Here is a 17774-nt window from a genome sequence, read left to right as displayed (position 1 = left end):
GGTGCGGCGGGAGGCGCATGCCGCAGGGCCCGGAAGAGGCGGCGGGAGGAGGCCGGCCGACGGCCCTGCCCCTCCCGCCGCGGGGCGGTCCCTACCAGCGGACCGCGTTCAGCGCGTTCACCACACCGGCCCCGTAGAAGCCGTTGCGGTTCTTGCCGCCCTCGCAGACGGCGTCGACCACGCCGTCACCGTTGATGTCGTACGGTGCCCCGCACGCGGTGGCGTCGGCCTCCGCCGACAGAAGCGCCCTCACCGCGGCCGCCGAGGCGTGCGGGTGCTTCGACTTGATCAGGGCCACGACACCCGCGACATGCGGGGCGGCCATGGACGTACCGGCCTTGTAGCCGTACTTCCCGCCCGGCAGCGTGGACAGGATCAGACCGCTCGTCGCCGGCGGCGCGGGCGTCTGGTACACCGTCGAGTCGCCGCCCGGGGCCGCCACGTCGATGACGCCGTTCCCGTAGTTCGAGTACGAGGCCTTCAGACCCTTGGCGCCGGTCGCGGAGACCGACACGACGCCCGGAAGCATCGACGGGATGTCGAGGCACTCGCGCGGGTTGACCGTCCGGGACACCGGCGTGGTGTCGTTCGGGCTGGTGGTGTCCTCCAGCTCGTCGGCGGCCAGGTCCTCGGCCGAGTTCCCGGCCGCGGCGACATTGACCGTGCCCTTGCGCTCCGCGTACCGGGTGGCACGGGCGACGGCCTCGACCAGGGCACCCTGGTCCGGGTCGTCCTTGCAGTTGTACAGCCAAGGGTCGGTGTAATAGCTGTTGTTGGTGACATCGACGCCGTGCTCGGCGGCCCAGACGAAGCCGCAGACGACCGCCTCGGTGTAGAAGAGCCCGTCCGGGTTCCCCACCTTGATGCCGGAGACCTTCACACCCGGCGCGACTCCGGTCACACCGATGCCGTTCTTCGCGGCGGCGATGGTGCCCGCGACATGGGTGCCGTGATCGCTCTCACCGGTCTTCGGACGCCAGGCGCCGTCCGTCGTGTCCGGCGCACCGGACACACAGTTCGCCGAGGCCCCGCGGTCGAAGTTCGGTGCCAGGTCCGGGTGCGTGTCGTCGACCCCCGTGTCGATGACCGCGACCGTCACCTTGCTGCTGCCCAGCGACACCTGGTGCGCCTGGTCCGCCTTGATGGCCGGCAGATCCCACTGCAACGGCTCCAGCGGGTCCTGGTCCGCCGTCGCCTGCGCCGCCGCGCTGCCGGCCTGCTCGGCGGTGAGCGGCTGCTCGACCCCGATGTCCTTGGTGGCCTGCGGAACGATGGGGTTGGTGCGGGTGGCCCCGGCCGAGTCGACACCCTTGACCCGGCGGATCGACTGCGCGAAATCCGGGTTCTGCGAGTGGACGACGATGACACCGATCCGCTCGTAGGCGATCACCACCGTGCCGCCGGCCTTGGTTATCGCCTTCGTCACCTGCTTGACGGTCCCGGGGCCGCTCCGCGTGTTGACCACGTACGAGAGCATCGGGCCGTCAGCCGACACCGCCGCCGTCGGCTGAGCGTCCGCCGGTGCGGCAGAGGCGGCACTCGTCGGCAGGAAGCCGAGCGAGGCCGTGAGTGCCAATCCGACGGGCAACGTCAGTGCGCGTGTCCGTCTGGATCCCAGATGAGCCATGGGGTCTCCACATCATCCGTGCCGGTCGACCGGACACAGGATGTGCCGGTCGCGTACATGACGAGTGAAGTTATCGCTGATCAACCCCGCTGATCAATGAGTTCGGGGTACCCGGTTCGGCCGGGCGGCCTCCGGACGACGCGTTCGAGAAGTGCGGCCCGTCGGTGAACCGCTTCGTCGCGCCCTCCGTGCCGTTGTCAGGGGGAGGTGCATCCATCACCCCCGACATCGAGGTTCCCCCGTGAAATCCACTGTCCCCGACACCACCGCACCCGCGTCGCGAGGAGATTCCGTGACTACCGATGCCCCGCCGCCCGAGGCCCTTTCGGGCACCAGCCCTGCCGAGCCCACGACCGAGGCGTTCATCGCGACGCAGGAGAGCGCGGAGTTCGGCGAACTGCGCCGCGCCCACCGCTCGTTCGCCTTTCCGCTGACCGTCGCCTTCGTCGTCTGGTACCTGCTGTACGTGCTCCTGTCCAACTACGCGGGCGACTTCATGGGCACCAAGGTGTACAGCAACATCAACGTGGCCTTCGTGTTCGGCCTCGCCCAGTTCGTCACCACCTTCCTCATCGCCTGGCTCTACTCCCGCCACGCGGCCGCGAAGCTCGACCCGAAGGCCGAGGCCATCAAGTCCCGTATGGAGGCCGACGCATGAGCGCCGTGTACCACTCGCACCCCACCCTCCAGCTGGCCGCCTCCTCGACCACCGAGCACCGACCGCTGATCATCACGCTCTTCGCCGTATTCGTCGCGGCGACGCTGGCCATCACCGTCTGGGCCGGACGGCAGACCAAGAGCGCCTCCGACTTCTACGCGGGCGGCCGCCAGTTCACCGCCTTCCAGAACGGACTCGCGGTCTCCGGCGACTACATGTCGGCCGCCTCGTTCCTCGGGATCGCGGGAGCCATCGCGCTCTTCGGCTACGACGGCTTCCTGTACTCCATCGGCTTCCTCGTCGCCTGGCTGGTGGCCCTCCTGCTGGTCGCCGAACCGCTGCGCAACTCGGGCCGCTACACGATGGGCGACGTCCTCGCCTACCGGATGAGGCAGCGCCCCGTCCGTACCGCCGCGGGCGTCTCCACCATCGTCGTCTCGATCTTCTACCTGCTGGCGCAGATGGCGGGCGCGGGCGTCCTGGTCTCCCTGCTGCTGGGCATCAGCAACGACCAGGGCAAGATCCTCATCGTCGCGCTGGTCGGCGTACTGATGATCGTGTACGTCACCATCGGCGGCATGAAGGGCACCACCTGGGTCCAGATGGTCAAGGCCGTGCTGCTGATCGCGGGCGCCCTCCTGATGACCTTCCTGGTGCTGCTGAAGTTCGACTTCAACGTCTCCGACCTGCTGGGCACGGCCGCGGAGAAGAGCGGCCACGGAGCGGCGTTCCTGGAGCCCGGCCTCAAGTACGGCGCCACCGGCACCTCGAAGCTGGACTTCCTCTCGCTCGGCATCGCCCTGGTCCTCGGCACCGCGGGACTGCCGCACATCCTGATCCGCTTCTACACGGTGCCGACCGCCAAGGCCGCCCGTAAGTCGGTCAACTGGGCCATCGGCATCATCGGCGCCTTCTACCTGATGACGATCGCGCTCGGCTTCGGCGCTGCGGCCCTGATCGGCCCGGACGAGGTCAAGGCCAAGAACCCGGCCGGCAACGCGGCCGCGCCGCAGCTCGCCGAGTACCTCGGCGGGGTCGGCTCCACCGGAGGGGCCGTCCTGCTCGCCGTGATCTCGGCCGTCGCCTTCGCCACCATCCTCGCCGTCGTCGCGGGACTCACCCTCGCCTCCTCGTCCTCCTTCTCGCACGACATCTACGCCAACGTCATCCGCAAGGGACAGGCCACCGAGCAGGAGGAGATGCGGGCCGCCCGCTGGGCCACCGTCCTCATCGGCGCGGTCGCGATCGTCCTCGGCGCCTTCGCCCGCGACATGAACGTCGCCGGCCTGGTCGCGCTCGCCTTCGCCGTCGCCGCCTCCGCCAACCTGCCGACGATCCTCTACAGCCTCTTCTGGAAGCGGTTCACCACCCAGGGCGCCCTGTGGTCGATCTACGGCGGTCTGGCCAGCTCGGTGATCCTGGTGCTGTTCTCGCCGGTCGTCTCCGGCAACCCGAAGACGTCCATGTTCAAGGGCGTCGACTTCTCCTGGTTCCCGCTGGAGAACCCGGGCCTGATCTCCATCCCGCTGGGCTTCCTGCTCGGCTGGATCGGCTCCCTCCTCTCGAAGGAGGAGCCGGACAAGGGCAAGTACGCCGAGCTGGAGGTCAAGTCCCTCACGGGCGTCGGCGCGCACTGAAAGGCGTCGTTGCGCACGGGGACGAGTTGCGCACCGAGCGAAACCCTCTCCGAGGGGTTCGCTCCACGCGCCACCGCAGATCCGTGGCCGCGTCGCAGGGTCTCTCCTGCGACGCGGCCACGCCGCTTCCGCAGTGCCGCCCCGGCCACGCCGCTTCCGCCGCACCGCTCCCTGTGGCAAACGGACTCCTCCGATGTCACAGGTCTCGCGTAGTCTCGGAGCAGTCGGCCGGAGCAGTCGGCCGGAGCAGCCGGATCCGCGGCCGGGAAGTGACGGGAGAGGGGGCCCAGATGCTCATCGACACCTACGACCGGGTCGCCACCGACCTCCGTGTCTCGCTGACCGACCGGTGCAATCTGCGCTGCACGTACTGCATGCCGGAAGAGGGCCTCCAATGGCTCGCCAAACCCGACCTGCTCAGTGACGACGAGATCGTCCGCCTGATCCGCATCGCCGTCACCCGACTCGGCATCACCGAGGTCCGCTTCACCGGCGGCGAGCCGCTGCTGCGCCCCGGCCTCGTCTCCCTCGTCGAGCGATGCGCGGCGCTCGCGCCGCGCCCCAGGCTGTCGCTCACCACCAACGGCATCGGGCTGAAGCGCACAGCGTCCGCGCTCAGGGCCGCCGGCCTGGACCGGGTCAATGTCTCGCTGGACACCCTGCGCCCCGACGTCTTCAGGACACTCACCCGCCGCGACCGCCACCACGACGTGCTGGCCGGCCTCGAAGCGGCTCGCGACGCCGGTCTCACCCCGGTCAAGGTCAACACCGTCCTGATGCCGGGACTCAACGACGACGAGGCCCCCGACCTGCTCGCCTGGGCCGTCGAGCACGGCTACGAGCTCCGCTTCATCGAGCAGATGCCGCTCGACGCGCAGCACGGCTGGAAGCGCGACGGCATGATCACGGCAAGCGACATACTCCAGTCGCTGCGCACCCGCTTCACCCTCACCGAGGAGGGCGACGGCGCGCGCGGCTCCGCCCCCGCCGAGCGCTGGCTCGTCGACGGCGGCCCCCACCGCGTCGGTGTCATCGCCTCCGTCACCCGGCCCTTCTGCCGGGCCTGCGACCGGACCAGGCTCACCGCCGACGGCCAGGTGCGCACCTGCCTGTTCGCCCGCGAGGAGACCGATCTGCGCGGCGCCCTGCGCTCGGACGCACCGGACGAGGAGATCGCCAGGATCTGGACACGCGCGATGTGGGGAAAGAAGGCCGGATCCGGTCTGGATGACCCGTCCTTCCTGCAGCCCGACCGGCCGATGTCGGCGATCGGGGGCTGAGGGCCGTCCGGCCCCTGGCACGGGTGTCGGACGTCCGCTCACAGCCGCTCGTCGACGGCACGTGCGAGGGCGGTCGCCCCGTAGCGGACAGGGGGTTCCCGGGAGCGGGTGGCCACGGCCCTGTGCGGGACGTGGTTCAGCGGACAGAGGCACCCGGTCGGGGAGAGGGGAGCCGTTCAGGGGTGAGGAATCGTCCGGGAGCGAGAAGTCGTTCGGGTGCGAGAAGCCGGAAGTTCGCGATCCTCCCGTCCCGAGCACCTCACCGGGTGAACCACCACGCTGCCAATCCTGAAGCCGCGCTGGACATCGTCGCGACAAAGCGCAGGGGAAGCCGGTCGGCCGTGACGCGGAAGCCGCCGACGCGCAGTTCGAAGTACGCGGCGTCACGAGGTCGCGGCAACGTCCGATGCGACGCTTGAGACATGGGGCAGCCCTCCTGAAGGTGCCGAACTTCAGCTGGTCAAAGCGGAACCGAAGCGGCTGAGTCATCGTTTCGGGGGGCGCAGTCTGTCACGACGATCGCAGGGCGGTGCACCGTAACTTCATGATTGATCTGAGCTTTTCTTGAGGTTTGTGAACCTCTCGTGGGGGCCCAAGGGCGCTTACGCGGCCCGAGACGGACACGCGGCCCGAGGCGCAGACGTGGCCCGAGACGGATCAGGTCGGCAACCGCGAGAAGCCCGGCCCCGGTGGTCGGCCGGCCACCGACGTGCCGTGCCGCCGCGCCGGTCCGCGCGAGCCCGTCACGACCCGAGCGAGAAGCGCTAAGGGTGGTCCGCCGCCGGTCCGCGCGACTCCCACTCCGCCAGCGTGACGACCTCCTTGAGGAAGCCCCGGACGCCCAGGAACGAGGAGAGGTGTTCCCGGTGTTCCTCGCAGGCCAGCCAGGTCTTGCGGCGTTCCGGTGTGTGCAGCTTCGGGTTGTTCCAGGCGAGCACCCATACGGCGTCGGCCCGGCAGCCCTTGGCGGAACAGGGGGGTGCGGCGGCAGCGTTCTCGGCCGCGGAATCGGGGGAGTTCACGGACTCAACCCTAGGTCAGCGCCTGCGCCCGCCTCGCGAGTGCCCGCTCGCCACACCCCGCCGGAGAAAAGCGACGCCGAGCAGCCACGGGGGGAGCTGCCCGGCGTCGGTCAGTCGCTCCGACGGGGGATGCGGAGCGCTTTTGAAGTATGTCACGCAGACGGGGGTGCGGTGCACCGTAACTTCATGATTGATCTGAGGTTTTCTTGAGCCTTCGACCGCGACCCCGCCCCACCTGGGACGATACCGGTGCGCTCAGGCCGATTCGCCGGTGCGGCGGCTCTCGTCGGCGTCCGGATCGGTTTCCGCGGCACCGGCCACGGGCGCCGCGTCGAGCGCCGGACGCGTCGGCGTCGGGACGAAAGTCGAAGGAAGCGAGGGGGTGTTCTCGCGGCCCGCGTTGGCGATGACCACCGCCACGTACGGCAGCAGAACACCCAGCGCCAGCGCCACGATCGCGACGTACCGTTCGACGTTCCACAGCACAGCGGCCAGGATCACCGAAACCGTCCGCACGGACATCGAGATCACATAGCGGCGCTGCCTGCCCCGCACATCGTCCGCGAGCCCCTTCCGGGCGCCCGTGATCCGGAAGACCTCGGCACCGCTCTGCTTCCGCATCACGTCTCCACCACCCTTCCCCCAACGCCTCGCGGGCCGGGGGAGACCTCGTACCCGCGCCGGACACTCCCCGGCCAGGACCGCCTCCACGGTACGCCCGGCGGGCGACGCCTTCGAGGCCGGGGCGCGCCGCATTCGTACCTTCCGGCAGTCGCGCCGCACGGACGGACGCGCCCGGCATGCGGCATACGGCCCGCGCGCCGAGACTGGGCGGCACATGCGCGACATCGCGTCGCACGAGGAGGCGACATGGGCTGGTTGTGGGCAATCATCGTGGGTCTGGTGCTCGGCGTGATCGCGAGGGCGATCCTGCCCGGCAAACAGAACATCCCACTCTGGCTGACGACGATCTTCGGGATGCTCGGCAGTGTCCTGGGCAATGCCGTCGCCACCTGGATCGGTGTCAATGACACCAAGGGCATCGACTGGACGCGCCATCTGTTCCAGCTGATCGGTGCCGTGGTCATCGTCGGTGTCGGCGACATGCTGTGGAACGCGAGGCGCAGTTCCAAACAGAGAGCCTGACCCGGAGGGCCACGACGCACCGCGGCCGGGTACGCGCCACGCGTACCCGGCCGCGGTTGCGTGTGTCCGCGATCAGCCGGTGACCTCGACGGCGGCGAGGTTCTTCTTGCCCCGGCGCAGCACCAGCCAGCGCCCGTGCAGCAGTTCCTCACGGGCCGGGGCGCTCTCGCCGTCCGTGACCTTGACGTTGTTCACGTACGCACCGCCCTCCTTCACCGTGCGGCGGGCCCCGGACTTGCTCGGCGCCAGACCGACCTCCACCAGGAGATCCACCAGCGGGCCGAGCTCGGTGACCCGCGCGTGCGGCACCTCGGACAACGCGGCGCTCAGCGTCGCTCCGTCCAGCTCGCCCAGCTCACCCTGGCCGAAGAGGGCCTTCGACGCCGCGATGACCGCCGCGCACTGGTCGGCGCCGTGCACCAGCGTCGTCAGCTCCTCGGCCAGCGCGCGCTGTGCCGTCCGCGCCTGCGGACGTTCCTCGGTGACCTTCTCCATCTCCTCAAGCTCCGTGGGGCTCAGGAAGCTGAGGATGCGCATGTAGCGGGAGATGTCCCGGTCGTCCACGTTCAGCCAGAACTGGTAGAACGCGTACGGCGTCGTCATCGTCGGGTCGAGCCAGACGGCCCCGCTCTCGGACTTGCCGAACTTGGTGCCGTCCGCCTTCGTCATCAGCGGGGTCGCCAGCGCGTGCACCTCGGCACCCGGCTCCAGGCGGTGGATCAGGTCGAGCCCCGCGGTGAGGTTGCCCCACTGGTCGCTGCCACCCTGCTGGAGGGTGCAGCCGTAGCGCCGGTACAGCTCCAGGTAGTCCATGCTCTGGAGCAGCTGGTAGCTGAACTCGGTGTAGCTGATGCCCTCGTCGGACTCCAGCCGCCGGGCGATGGAGTCCTTGGTCAGCATCTTGTTGACGCGGAAGTGCTTGCCGATGTCCCGGAGGAACTCGATCGCGGACATGCCCGCGGTCCAGTCCAGGTTGTTGACCATGACCGCCGCGTTCTCGCCCTCGAAGGACAGGAACGGCTCGATCTGGGAACGCAGCCGCGACACCCAGTGGGCGATCGTCTCCGGGTCGTTCAGCGTGCGCTCGGCAGTCGGCCTCGGGTCACCGATCTGACCGGTGGCCCCGCCCACCAGAGCGAGCGGCCGCAGACCGGCCCGCTGGAGCCGGCGCATGGTGAGCACCTGCACCAGATGGCCGACGTGCAGACTCGCCGCGGTGGGGTCGTAACCGCAATAGAACGTGACGGGACCGTCCGCGAGAGCCTTGCGCAGTGCGTCCTCATCAGTGGACTGGGCGAACAGCCCACGCCACTTCAGCTCGTCGACGATGTCCGTCACGGTTCCGTGTCTCCTCAGCTACGTGTAGCTACGTGTATCGAAAGGCACCAGCCAGTCTAAGGGCTGTCCCGCCATCCCCGGCGGGCGCACGACGCCGGCCACGGCACCTCGCCGCGTGGCCGGAACGCCCTAACGCATCCAGTGTCCGGGCGTCCCCCGCCCTGCGACGCACCGCATCCTCCGACGCCGCGCGCTCGTCCACCGGGGAGTCATGGGACCGCCCTCAGGCACGTCACACGCCGGCACTCACCGAGCTCATGTTGAAGTCCGGGATCCGCAGCGCGGGCATGGCGGCCCGGGTGAACCAGTCGCCCCACTCACGCGGCAGCGTCTTCTCCGTACGGCCCGCTTCCGTGGCCCGCGACAGCAGATCCACCGGCGACTCGTTGAACCGGAAGTTGTTCACCTCACCGACGACCTCGCCGTTCTCGACCAGGTACACCCCGTCGCGGGTGAGCCCGGTCAGCAGCAGCGTCGCCGGATCGACCTCCCGGATGTACCACATGCAGGTCAGCAGCAGCCCGCGGCCGGTCGTCGCGGCCACCATCTCCGCCAGGGACCGCTCGCCGCCGCCCTCCAGCAGCAGATTGTCGATCGCCGGCGCGACCGGAAGCCCCGTCAGCCCCGCCGTGTGCCGGGTGGTCGTCAGCTGCTCCAGCCTGCCGTCCCGGATCCAGTCGGTCGACGTCAGCGGCAGACCGTTGTCGAAGACGGACGCGCCGTCCCCGGAGGTATGGGCGATCACGAACGGCGCCGACTCCAGGCCCGGGGCGTGCGGGTCGCTGCGCAGCGACAGCGGCAGCCCGGACAGGGTCTCGCCGAGCCTCGTCCCGCCGCCCGGCTTGGAGAACACGGTACGGCCCTCCACGGCGTCCCGTGCCGTCGACGACCACAGCTGGTAGATCAGCAGATCCGCCACGGCGGTCGGCGGCAGCAACGTCTCGTACCGCCCCGCGGGCAGCTCGACACGGCGCTCCGCCCAGCGCAGCCGCTGCGCCAGCTCCGCGTCGATCCCGGCCGGGTCGACATCCTTGAAGTCGCGCGTCGAACGGCCCACCCAGCTCGAACGGGTCCGGTCGGGGGACTTGGCGTTGAGCTCCAGCGTTCCGTTCGGCTGGTCGTGGCGCAGCCGCAGCCCTGTCGACGTACCCAGGTATGTCGAGGTCAGCTCGTGGTGGGCGAAGCCGTACAGCTCACGGCCTCCGGAACGGGCGCGGGCGAAGGCGTCACCGAGCGCCGGGGCGAACCCGGCGAAGACGTCCGAGCCCGTCTCGGCCGGCGCGTCCGTGAAATCGGGCGACGAGGGCACCCCGCCGACCAGTGGCTGCGCGTCCTCCGCGGGCCCGGCCCCGCGCGCGGCGGCCTCGGCGGCCCGCACGAGCGGTTCGAGATCGCCGGCGGTGACCGCCGACCGCGACACCACCCCGGACGCGGTGCCCTGCGCACCGTCGACGGTCGCGACGACGGTCAGGGTCCGGCCCCGTGTCACCCCGTTCGTGGTGAGCGCGTTGCCGGCCCAGCGCAGGTTGGCGGACGACTCCTCGTCGGCGATGACGACACAGCCGTCGGCGGTGGACAGTTCGAGCGCCCGCTCGACAATCTCGTGCGGCTTGCTGACGCGACTCATCGTCCCGCCTCCTGCGTCGTGTTGAGGATGTTCACGCCTCGGAACAGGGCGGAGGGGCAGCCGTGCGAGACGGCCGCGACCTGGCCCGGCTGGGCCTTGCCGCAGTTGAAGGCGCCGCCCAGGACATACGTCTGGGGGCCGCCGACCTTCTCCATCGAGCCCCAGAAGTCCGTCGTCGTCGCCTGGTACGCGACATCGCGCAGCTGCCCGGCCAGTCGGCCGTTCTCGATACGGAAGAACCGCTGCCCGGTGAACTGGAAGTTGTAGCGCTGCATGTCGATCGACCAGGACCGGTCGCCGACCACGTAGATGCCGCGCTCCACCCCGCCGATCAGATCCTCGGTGGACAGCCCGCCCGGATCCGGCCGCAGCGACACGTTCGCCATCCGCTGCACGGGCACGTGGGCCGGCGAGTCCGCGTACGCGCAGCCGTTGGAACGGCCCAGGCCCGTCAGTTTCGCGATCCGCCGGTCCAGCTGGTAGCCGACCAGCGTCCCGTCCTTGATCAGGTCCCAGGACTGCGCCTCGACACCCTCGTCGTCGTATCCGACGGTCGCCAGCCCGTGCTCGGCGGTGCGGTCACCCGTCACATTCATCACGGGGGAGCCGTACGCCAGCTTTCCCAACCGGTCGAAGGTGGCGAACGAGGTCCCGGCGTACGCCGCCTCGTACCCCAGTGCCCGGTCCAGCTCGGTGGCGTGGCCGATCGACTCGTGGATGGTCAGCCAGAGATTGGACGGGTCGACGACCAGGTCGTACGTCCCCGCCTCGACGCTCGGCGCCCGCATCTTCTCCGCGAGCAGCCCGGGAATCCGCTCCAGTTCGTCGTCCCAGTCCCAGCCGGTGCCGGTCAGGTACTCCCAGCCGCGGCCCACCGGCGGGGCGATCGTCCGCATCGAGTCGAACTCACCGGTCGTCCCGTCCACGGCGACCGCGGTGAACTGCGGGTGCAGCCGCACCCGTTGCTGCGTGGTGACGGTGCCCGCCGTGTCCGCGTAGAACTTGTTCTCGTGGACGGTCGTCAGCGAGGCGTCCACATGCGCGACGCCCTCGGCCCCCAGGAGCCGGCCGCTCCATTCGGCGAGCAGGCCCGCCTTCTCCTCGGCCGGGACGTCGAAGGGATTGATCTCGTACGCCGAGACCCAGGTCCGTTCACCGTGCACCGGCTCCTCCGCCAGCTCGACCCTCTCGTCGGAGCCGGCCGCCGCGATCACCTTCGCCGACAGCTTCGCCATGGCGACGGCCTGCGAGGCCACCTTCGCCGCGGCGTCCATCGTCAGATCCACGCCGGACGCGAACCCCCACGCCCCGCCGTGCACCACGCGCACCGCGTACCCGAGATCGGTCGTGTCCGTCGTCCCGGCGGGGCGGGCGTCCCGCAACCGCCAGGACGCGCTGCGCACCCGCTCGAACCGGAAGTCGGCGTGCACGGCCCCCAGCGCGCGGGCCCGGGCCAGCGCCGCGTCGGCGAGGGCCCGCAGGGGCAGGGCCAGAAACTCCCGGTCGATGTCATGGGCCATGTGCGGCCTCCCCATTTCGCTCGCGTCGTCGAATGCGCCAGAGGGAAGTGAAGCACGGCAGTACGTCTCACACCCCGACATATGGCCGGGAATGCGCAACGAGGAGCCCCGGCAGGGGCCTGCCCGCACACGCGCCCGGGAACGGCGGCGAGGGAAGAGCGGCCTGCCCGCGCCACGCGCCCGGGAACGGCGGCGGGAGAAGAGGGGCCTGCCCGTCCACGCGCACGGGAAGAGGGAAGAGGCCGGGCCGGTCACAACTGTAGGAATCCCACAGTGGCTCGCGGACGCCACTGTCAGGGGCCGATTCCTCGATCCGCGCACGGTACCGATAGGTTTTCGAGGTACCAGACCGCTATCGAAAGGGTGATCCGTTGAGCCGCTCGGTTCTCGTCACCGGAGGAAACCGGGGCATCGGCCTCGCCATCGCCCGCGCTTTCGCCGACAACGGCGACAAGGTCGCGATCACGTACCGCTCGGGCGAGCCCCCCCAGATCCTCACCGAGGCGGGCGTTCTGGCCGTCCGGTGCGACATCACGGACGCCGAACAGGTGGAGCAGGCCTACAAGGAGATCGAGGACAAGCACGGCCCCGTCGAGGTACTGGTCGCCAACGCCGGTATCACCAAGGACCAGTTGCTGATGCGGATGTCCGAGGAGGACTTCACCTCGGTACTCGACACCAACCTCACCGGCACCTTCCGGATCGTCAAACGAGCCAACCGCGGCATGCTGCGCGCCAAGAAGGGGCGCGTCGTCCTCATCTCCTCCGTCGTCGGGCTCCTCGGCTCGGCCGGGCAGGCGAACTACGCCGCCTCCAAGGCGGGTCTGGTCGGCTTCGCCCGGTCGCTGGCCCGTGAGCTCGGCTCGCGGAACATCACCTTCAACGTCGTCGCACCCGGCTTCGTCGACACCGACATGACCCAGGTGCTCACCGAGGAGCAGCGCAAGGGCATCGTGTCCCAGGTGCCGCTCGGCCGCTACGCGCAGCCCGAGGAGATCGCCGCCGCGGTGCGCTTCCTCGCCTCCGACGACGCGTCGTACATCACTGGAGCCGTCATTCCCGTTGACGGCGGATTGGGCATGGGTCACTGATCACCATGAGTGGAATTCTCGACGGCAAGCGCATCCTCATCACCGGTGTGCTGATGGAGTCGTCCATCGCCTTCCACGCCGCCAAGGTGGCTCAGGAGCAGGGTGCCGAAGTCATTCTGACCGCCTTCCCCCGGCCCACGCTGACGGAGCGCATCGCCAAGAAGCTGCCGAAGCCCGCCAAGGTCATCGAGCTGGACGTGACCAACAGCGAGCACCTGGACCGCCTCGCCGGTCTGGTCCGTGACGAGCTGGGTTCGCTCGACGGTGTCGTGCACTCCATCGGCTTCGCGCCGCAGGACGCGCTCGGCGGCAACTTCCTGAACACCCCGTTCGAGTCCGTCGCGACGGCGATGCACGTCTCGGCGTTCTCGCTGAAGTCGCTCGCCATGGCCTGCAAGCCGCTGATGAACGACGGCGGCTCGATCGTCGGCCTCACCTTCGACGCGCAGTTCGCCTGGCCGCAGTACGACTGGATGGGCCCGGCCAAGGCCGCGCTGGAGGCCACCTCCCGCTACCTCGCCCGTGACCTGGGCAAGGACGACATCCGCTGCAACCTGATCTCGGCCGGACCGATCGGCTCCATGGCCGCGAAGTCCATCCCGGGCTTCACCGAGCTCGCGGACGTGTGGAACACCCGCTCCCCGCTCTCCTGGAACATGGCGGACCCGGAGCCGGCCGGCCGCGGCGTCGTCGCCCTGCTCTCGGACTTCTTCCCGAAGACCACGGGCGAGATCATCCACGTCGACGGTGGCGTGCACATGATGGGCGCCTGATCCCGTACGACAGGCTGTGACAGGGCCGCGCACCACCTCCCCGGAGGCGGTGCGCGGCCCTCGTGCGTCTGGGCCGGACCTCGGCCCGCTCAAGTCGAAAAGATGGTCGATCCACCGCAGAATGTGGAGGAACCGGACTTTTGGTCAGGCTGCGGGAGGAGGTCGCTGTGCGCTCCACACCTCGCCGGTCCTGGGCGCTCCTCGCGGTCTCCCTGGCGGCCGCCGGACTCGCCGCCCCGGTGTGCATATCCGTGGCGGGGCGGGCGGGAGCCGGGGCGTTTGCCCCCGTCGCTCCGACCCCCGACCCCGCCGGATCCGAATGCCGTACGTCGGTCCGGGGCTCCCGGGTGGTCGCCTACTGCCACAACCCGTACCCCTCCACCGACCGCGTGCAACTGCACACCGAATGCCGTCGATGGTGGGACGTCGACGCGGACGCCACCCCGGTCGACGTGGGACCGGGAAAGACCGTGCGGCTCGACGACCGCTGCTGGAAGGAGGTCGGCTCCGTGTGGATCACCCACCGGGTGCAGGACACACTCCAGCGCCGCCCGGTCTAGCGCGCAGGGAGGGGCAGCAGCACATCGCCCCACTCACCCCACTCAGCCCACGGCATCGGCGTTCCGCGCCGGATGTGTGTCGGGCCACGGCACCGGCCTTCTCCTCCCCGGGCCCGCTCTTCCCCGGACCCGTCTCAGACCCGGTCCACCAGGCAGTTCAGCGCATGGCCGGCCGCCTCGGCCGCCGCCGTCTCCGCGTCCCCCGCCCGGATCGCCTCGACCAGCCGACTGTGGTCCATGTGGTTCTCCGGTCGCAGCTCATGACCGATGTCGCCCCTGAGGTAGTCGCGCAGCAGATCGCCCAGGTCGGCGTAGAGGCCGGTCAGGACCTCGTTGTGCGAGGCCGCGACGACGGCCAGATGCAGCGTCGCGTCCGCCTCGACGAATGCCTCGGCGTCGCCCGCGGCCCAGGTCTCCTCGCGGCGCGCCATGAGCGTGTCCAACTGCTTCAGATCCCGCTCGGTGCGCCGGGCCGCGGCCAGCCGTGCCGCGGACGACTCCAGGGTGGAGCGGAGCTCGGCGACATGGCGCGGATCGGCGGTGGCGAAACGGCGGTGCATCACCCCCGCCAGTTCGCTGGTGGCGACGACATAGGTGCCCGAACCCTGCCGGATGTCGAGCAGACCGTTGTGCGCGAGCGCGCGTACGGCCTCGCGGACGGTGTTGCGGGCCACTCCCAGCTGTTCCACCAGTTCGGGCTCGGTGGGAATCCGTGAACCCACGGGCCACTCGCCCGAGGTGATCTGGTTCCTCAGCTGGGCAATCACCTGGTCGGCGAGTGCCGAACGCCGCGGAGACGTCAGCGCCATGGTGCTCCTTGCTCGGGTTGCTGGAGTGGTGAGGGGGGAGGGCCGGGGACCGAGGGAACGACGGGGTCGTTCTGCCCACAGCGCATGGTCTCAGAGGAGACGCCCCCGGAGTGGACAATCAATCATCCCATGATTCTATGATGGGCCTCATGCCCGACGACGAGACCCGGTCCCAGACCCGGACCCTGAGCCCCGCCAGCACCGTGGACGCCCCTACGAAGACGCCGACCCCACAAGCACCCGGGGCCCCGCGGACGGCAACGGCCGCCGGTGGGTCCTCCCCGTGGCTGCTCCGGCTGGCCGTCCTCGGGCTCGTCCTTGCCGCGCTCAACCTCCGCCCCGCCATCACCAGCCTCGGCGCCCTCCTCGAAGAGGTCCAGGACGGGCTGCACATGAGCGGCAGCGTCGCGGGTGTCCTCACCTCCGTCCCGCCGCTCTGCTTCGCGGTCTTCGGAGTCATGGCGCCCCGTCTCGCCCGCCGCTTCGGGCCGAGCGCGATCGTCTGCGCCGGCATGGTCGCCATCACCGCCGGTCTGGTCGTCCGGCCGCTCATCGGCGGCACGGCCGGCTTCCTGGCCGCGAGCGCCCTCGCTCTCATGGGCATCGCCGTCAGCAACGTCCTGATGCCGGTGATCGTCAAGCGCTGGTTCCCGGACCGCGTCGGCTCCATGACCGGCCTCTACTCGATGGCACTGGCCCTCGGTACCGCGCTCGCGGCCGCGGTGACCGTGCCCATGACCGACGCGCTGGGCGGCAGCTGGAAGGCCGGCCTCGGCGTCTGGGCCGTGCTCGCCGCCGCCGCGGTCCTGGCCTGGATCCCGCTGGTACGGGACCGGCACGGCGCCCCCGGACAGCCCTCCGCGCAGCACAGGGAAGCCCCGGCGCTCAGGATCACCCGCAGCCGTACCGCCTGGGGCCTCGCCTGCTTCTTCGGCCTCCAGGCCACCGCCGCGTACATCACCATGGGGTGGATGCCGCAGATCTTCCGTGACGCCGGGGTCTCGGCCGGCACCGCGGGCGTGCTCCTCGCCGTGACCATGGCCATGGGTGTGCCGCTCGCCTTCGTCATTCCCGGCGTCGCCACCCGGATGAGGAGCCAGGGGCCGATCGTCGTCCTCCTCGGCGCCTGCGGCCTCATCGGATACGCGGGCCTCTACCTCGCACCGGCCGGCGGAGCCTGGGCCTGGGCGCTGCTCCTGGGCATCTCGAACTGCGCCTTCCCGCTCGCCCTGACCATGATCGGCATGCGGTCCCGCAGCGGTGCCGGAGTGGTCCGGCTCTCCGCGTTCGCGCAGTCCACCGGTTACCTGATCTCGATCCCCGGCCCGCTGCTCGTCGGCGTGCTCCATCAGCACAGCGGCGGCTGGGGGCTGCCGATCGCGCTCATGGCGGGTCTCATGGTGCCGCAGATGCTGGCGGGAATCGTGGCCGGACGGGACCGGACGATCGAGGACGAATGCTGAGATGCGAGACTGACCGCATGTCTCCTGTGCTCGACCCGAATCCCCAGAACGGTCAGAAGAAGCTCCTCCTCGTGCTCGGGGCGATGCTGCTGGTCACCGTGATCATCGCGGTGATCGCCTCGCTCGCGTCCCCCTGAGCCGCCCGGCCCCGGCGGCCGATGGTGGTGCTGGCACCACCATCCCTTAGGGGGCCAGTGTCAGGGTCGAGTGGGTGGGTCGCCGGATGGGACCGGCGCCCCCGTTTCCGTAGGTTCGAGGTATCGGAACCCATGACTCTCGGAGGCGGACAATGCCGGCCCGCACGCACACCCGGTCCCCCCACACGGCCACGGGCGGCGTCGAGGCCCGTCTGCCGTGGTGGGCGGTCGCGCTGCCCACGATCGCGTTCGCCGTCCTCCTGCTCCTGATCATGGGTTCCGGCGACGCACACGCGGCGACGGAGACTCCCGCCGTCGGCCGGCTGCTCCAGCGCATCACGGATCTGATCACCCGCTGACGGTGTTCACGCACATCACAGGAGCCTTTCAACACCCTGCGCCGGGCGTCGCGTTTCGTGCGAAGCTGAGGTGTATGAGCGTCGATACACCTCGCAGGATCGTCCTTCTCAGGCATGCAAAGGCGGAATGGTCGCAGGACTCCGACCATGAGCGGCCGCTCGCGGAACGCGGCCGCAAGGATGCCCCCGTCGCAGGCCGCAAACTCGTCGACTCCGGGATCGTTCCCGATCTGACCCTCTGCTCGACCGCCGCCAGGACGCGCGAGACGTGGAAGCTGGCGGTGCACGAGATGCCGCACCGGCCCAGGACCGTGTACGAGGAGCGACTGTACGAGGCGTCCACCGGCGAGCTGATCGCCCTGCTCAACGAGACCCCCGACGATGTGCGGAATCTCCTCGTCGTCGGTCACAACCCGGGTATGCATGCCGTCGCCGACGCCCTCTCGGCATCGGCCGAGGGCGACGCCCTGACCCGGATGAACCGCGGCGGCTTTCCGACCGCCGCCTTCGCCGTCGTCGAGTTCACCGGATCCTGGAAGGGCGTGGAGCACGGGGTGGGCAAGCTGGTCGAGTACTGGACACCCAACGACTGATCCCGCCGGCGTACGCCTCCGGCCGCCGTACGCCTCCCGCGCCCGCGCGGCCGGAGCGCGTACGAGTACCTGACCCCGCGCGTTGTGCGGCAACGCCTCCCGCGCCCGCGCTGCCGGAGCCGCTGTGCGGCTGC

The 17774-nt window shown here is 70.1% G+C and carries 18 protein-coding genes; 11 read left to right on the top strand and 7 right to left on the bottom strand.

Translation table 11 applies throughout. The annotated features are described in order from the left end of the window. Nucleotides 1–91: 91 nt before the first annotated feature. Nucleotides 92–1627, bottom strand: a complete 1536-nt coding sequence (locus ACFVUT_RS08145) for a S8 family serine peptidase (RefSeq protein ID WP_389646695.1) — start codon at nt 1625–1627, stop codon at nt 92–94. 292 nt (nt 1628–1919) lie between these two features. Between ACFVUT_RS08145 and ACFVUT_RS08140 the strand changes: the two genes are divergently transcribed. The 3 genes from ACFVUT_RS08140 to moaA all read left to right on the top strand — a co-directional run bounded on the left by ACFVUT_RS08140 (nt 1920) and on the right by moaA (nt 5202). Then, on the top strand, nt 1920–2285 hold the full coding sequence (locus ACFVUT_RS08140) for a DUF485 domain-containing protein (RefSeq protein WP_389646698.1): 366 nt from the start codon (nt 1920–1922) through the stop codon (nt 2283–2285). Then, on the top strand, nt 2282–3922 hold the full coding sequence (locus ACFVUT_RS08135; protein ID WP_389646701.1) for a cation acetate symporter: 1641 nt from the start codon (nt 2282–2284) through the stop codon (nt 3920–3922). The genes ACFVUT_RS08140 and ACFVUT_RS08135 overlap by 4 nt, the downstream gene beginning before the upstream one ends. Before the next feature lie 290 nt (nt 3923–4212). After that, nucleotides 4213–5202 carry a GTP 3',8-cyclase MoaA gene (gene moaA / locus ACFVUT_RS08130; RefSeq protein ID WP_389646704.1) on the top strand — a complete coding sequence of 330 codons (990 nt, stop codon included), beginning with the start codon at nt 4213–4215 and terminating at the stop codon, nt 5200–5202. Between the two features lie 764 nt (nt 5203–5966). On the opposite strand, the gene ACFVUT_RS08125 is transcribed toward moaA, so the two are convergent. Together ACFVUT_RS08125 and ACFVUT_RS08120 are read right to left on the bottom strand one after the other, a co-directional pair. Then, complete coding sequence (locus ACFVUT_RS08125; RefSeq protein ID WP_389646707.1) at nt 5967–6224, bottom strand: hypothetical protein; 258 nt, start codon at nt 6222–6224, stop codon at nt 5967–5969. Nucleotides 6225–6479: 255 nt separating this feature from the next. Beyond that, nucleotides 6480–6845, bottom strand: coding sequence for a DUF3099 domain-containing protein (locus tag ACFVUT_RS08120; RefSeq protein ID WP_389646710.1), 366 nt, complete (start codon nt 6843–6845; stop codon nt 6480–6482). A gap of 249 nt (nt 6846–7094) precedes the next feature. Here ACFVUT_RS08120 and ACFVUT_RS08115 point away from each other — a divergent pair, with 249 nt between their 5' ends. Further along, on the top strand, nt 7095–7370 hold the full coding sequence (locus tag ACFVUT_RS08115; RefSeq protein WP_389646713.1) for a GlsB/YeaQ/YmgE family stress response membrane protein: 276 nt from the start codon (nt 7095–7097) through the stop codon (nt 7368–7370). Between the two features lie 72 nt (nt 7371–7442). Here the strand turns inward: ACFVUT_RS08115 and tyrS are convergent, their stop codons facing one another. The 3 genes from tyrS to ACFVUT_RS08100 all read right to left on the bottom strand — a co-directional run bounded on the left by tyrS (nt 7443) and on the right by ACFVUT_RS08100 (nt 11855). After that, the gene (tyrS, locus tag ACFVUT_RS08110) at nt 7443–8708 is read right to left on the bottom strand and encodes a tyrosine--tRNA ligase (protein WP_389646716.1); all 1266 of its coding nucleotides are present in this window, start codon (nt 8706–8708) and stop codon (nt 7443–7445) included. A gap of 232 nt (nt 8709–8940) precedes the next feature. Then, nucleotides 8941–10335: a metallopeptidase TldD-related protein gene (locus tag ACFVUT_RS08105; RefSeq protein ID WP_389646719.1), complete on the bottom strand. Its 1395-nt coding sequence runs from the start codon at nt 10333–10335 to the stop codon at nt 8941–8943. After that, nucleotides 10332–11855 (bottom strand): TldD/PmbA family protein, encoded by a 1524-nt coding sequence (locus tag ACFVUT_RS08100; RefSeq protein WP_389646722.1) that lies wholly within the window; start codon nt 11853–11855, stop codon nt 10332–10334. The genes ACFVUT_RS08105 and ACFVUT_RS08100 overlap by 4 nt, the downstream gene beginning before the upstream one ends. A gap of 371 nt (nt 11856–12226) precedes the next feature. On the opposite strand from ACFVUT_RS08100, the gene fabG reads away from it, so the two are divergent. The 3 genes from fabG (at nt 12227) to ACFVUT_RS08085 (ending at nt 14279) form a co-directional block, all read left to right on the top strand. Continuing rightward, nucleotides 12227–12946 (top strand): 3-oxoacyl-[acyl-carrier-protein] reductase, encoded by a 720-nt coding sequence (fabG, locus tag ACFVUT_RS08095; RefSeq protein WP_389646725.1) that lies wholly within the window; start codon nt 12227–12229, stop codon nt 12944–12946. A 5-nt stretch (nt 12947–12951) separates the two neighbouring features. Then, entirely contained in the window at nt 12952–13719 is a 768-nt protein-coding gene (gene fabI, locus ACFVUT_RS08090; RefSeq protein ID WP_389646728.1) for an enoyl-ACP reductase FabI, read from the top strand. Between the two features lie 167 nt (nt 13720–13886). After that, nucleotides 13887–14279, top strand: coding sequence for a hypothetical protein (locus tag ACFVUT_RS08085; protein ID WP_389646731.1), 393 nt, complete (start codon nt 13887–13889; stop codon nt 14277–14279). A gap of 134 nt (nt 14280–14413) precedes the next feature. Here the strand turns inward: ACFVUT_RS08085 and ACFVUT_RS08080 are convergent, their stop codons facing one another. Further along, nucleotides 14414–15088, bottom strand: coding sequence for a FadR/GntR family transcriptional regulator (locus tag ACFVUT_RS08080; RefSeq protein WP_389646733.1), 675 nt, complete (start codon nt 15086–15088; stop codon nt 14414–14416). 149 nt (nt 15089–15237) lie between these two features. Here ACFVUT_RS08080 and ACFVUT_RS08075 point away from each other — a divergent pair, with 149 nt between their 5' ends. The 4 genes from ACFVUT_RS08075 to ACFVUT_RS08060 all read left to right on the top strand — a co-directional run bounded on the left by ACFVUT_RS08075 (nt 15238) and on the right by ACFVUT_RS08060 (nt 17640). Further along, nucleotides 15238–16551: a CynX/NimT family MFS transporter gene (locus ACFVUT_RS08075; RefSeq protein ID WP_389646736.1), complete on the top strand. Its 1314-nt coding sequence runs from the start codon at nt 15238–15240 to the stop codon at nt 16549–16551. A 26-nt stretch (nt 16552–16577) separates the two neighbouring features. Next, nucleotides 16578–16688 (top strand): SGM_5486 family transporter-associated protein, encoded by a 111-nt coding sequence (locus ACFVUT_RS08070; RefSeq protein WP_389646879.1) that lies wholly within the window; start codon nt 16578–16580, stop codon nt 16686–16688. Between the two features lie 152 nt (nt 16689–16840). After that, complete coding sequence (locus ACFVUT_RS08065; protein WP_389646739.1) at nt 16841–17047, top strand: hypothetical protein; 207 nt, start codon at nt 16841–16843, stop codon at nt 17045–17047. Nucleotides 17048–17121: 74 nt separating this feature from the next. After that, nucleotides 17122–17640, top strand: coding sequence for a SixA phosphatase family protein (locus tag ACFVUT_RS08060; protein WP_389646742.1), 519 nt, complete (start codon nt 17122–17124; stop codon nt 17638–17640). Nucleotides 17641–17774 lie beyond the last annotated feature (134 nt).

It is taken from the genome of Streptomyces sp. NPDC058051 (assembly GCF_042885475.1).
Lineage (GTDB): Bacteria > Actinomycetota > Actinomycetes > Streptomycetales > Streptomycetaceae > Streptomyces.
Note: the sequence above shows the minus strand (reverse complement) of the source record. Positions and strands in the feature narration are given on the sequence as shown.

What these genes read in the sequence shown, in the direction of transcription:
- ACFVUT_RS08145 (WP_389646695.1), bottom strand. Translation starts at nt 1,627, where the DNA reads ATGGCTCATCTGGGATCCAGACGGACACGCGCACTGACGTTGCCCGTC.
- ACFVUT_RS08135 (WP_389646701.1), top strand. Translation starts at nt 2,282, where the DNA reads ATGAGCGCCGTGTACCACTCGCACCCCACCCTCCAGCTGGCCGCCTCC.
- moaA (WP_389646704.1), top strand. Translation starts at nt 4,213, where the DNA reads ATGCTCATCGACACCTACGACCGGGTCGCCACCGACCTCCGTGTCTCG.
- ACFVUT_RS08120 (WP_389646710.1), bottom strand. Translation starts at nt 6,845, where the DNA reads ATGCGGAAGCAGAGCGGTGCCGAGGTCTTCCGGATCACGGGCGCCCGG.
- ACFVUT_RS08115 (WP_389646713.1), top strand. Translation starts at nt 7,095, where the DNA reads ATGGGCTGGTTGTGGGCAATCATCGTGGGTCTGGTGCTCGGCGTGATC.
- ACFVUT_RS08105 (WP_389646719.1), bottom strand. Translation starts at nt 10,335, where the DNA reads ATGAGTCGCGTCAGCAAGCCGCACGAGATTGTCGAGCGGGCGCTCGAA.
- ACFVUT_RS08100 (WP_389646722.1), bottom strand. Translation starts at nt 11,855, where the DNA reads ATGGCCCATGACATCGACCGGGAGTTTCTGGCCCTGCCCCTGCGGGCC.
- fabI (WP_389646728.1), top strand. Translation starts at nt 12,952, where the DNA reads ATGAGTGGAATTCTCGACGGCAAGCGCATCCTCATCACCGGTGTGCTG.
- ACFVUT_RS08080 (WP_389646733.1), bottom strand. Translation starts at nt 15,088, where the DNA reads ATGGCGCTGACGTCTCCGCGGCGTTCGGCACTCGCCGACCAGGTGATT.
- ACFVUT_RS08075 (WP_389646736.1), top strand. Translation starts at nt 15,238, where the DNA reads ATGCCCGACGACGAGACCCGGTCCCAGACCCGGACCCTGAGCCCCGCC.
- ACFVUT_RS08065 (WP_389646739.1), top strand. Translation starts at nt 16,841, where the DNA reads ATGCCGGCCCGCACGCACACCCGGTCCCCCCACACGGCCACGGGCGGC.
- ACFVUT_RS08060 (WP_389646742.1), top strand. Translation starts at nt 17,122, where the DNA reads ATGAGCGTCGATACACCTCGCAGGATCGTCCTTCTCAGGCATGCAAAG.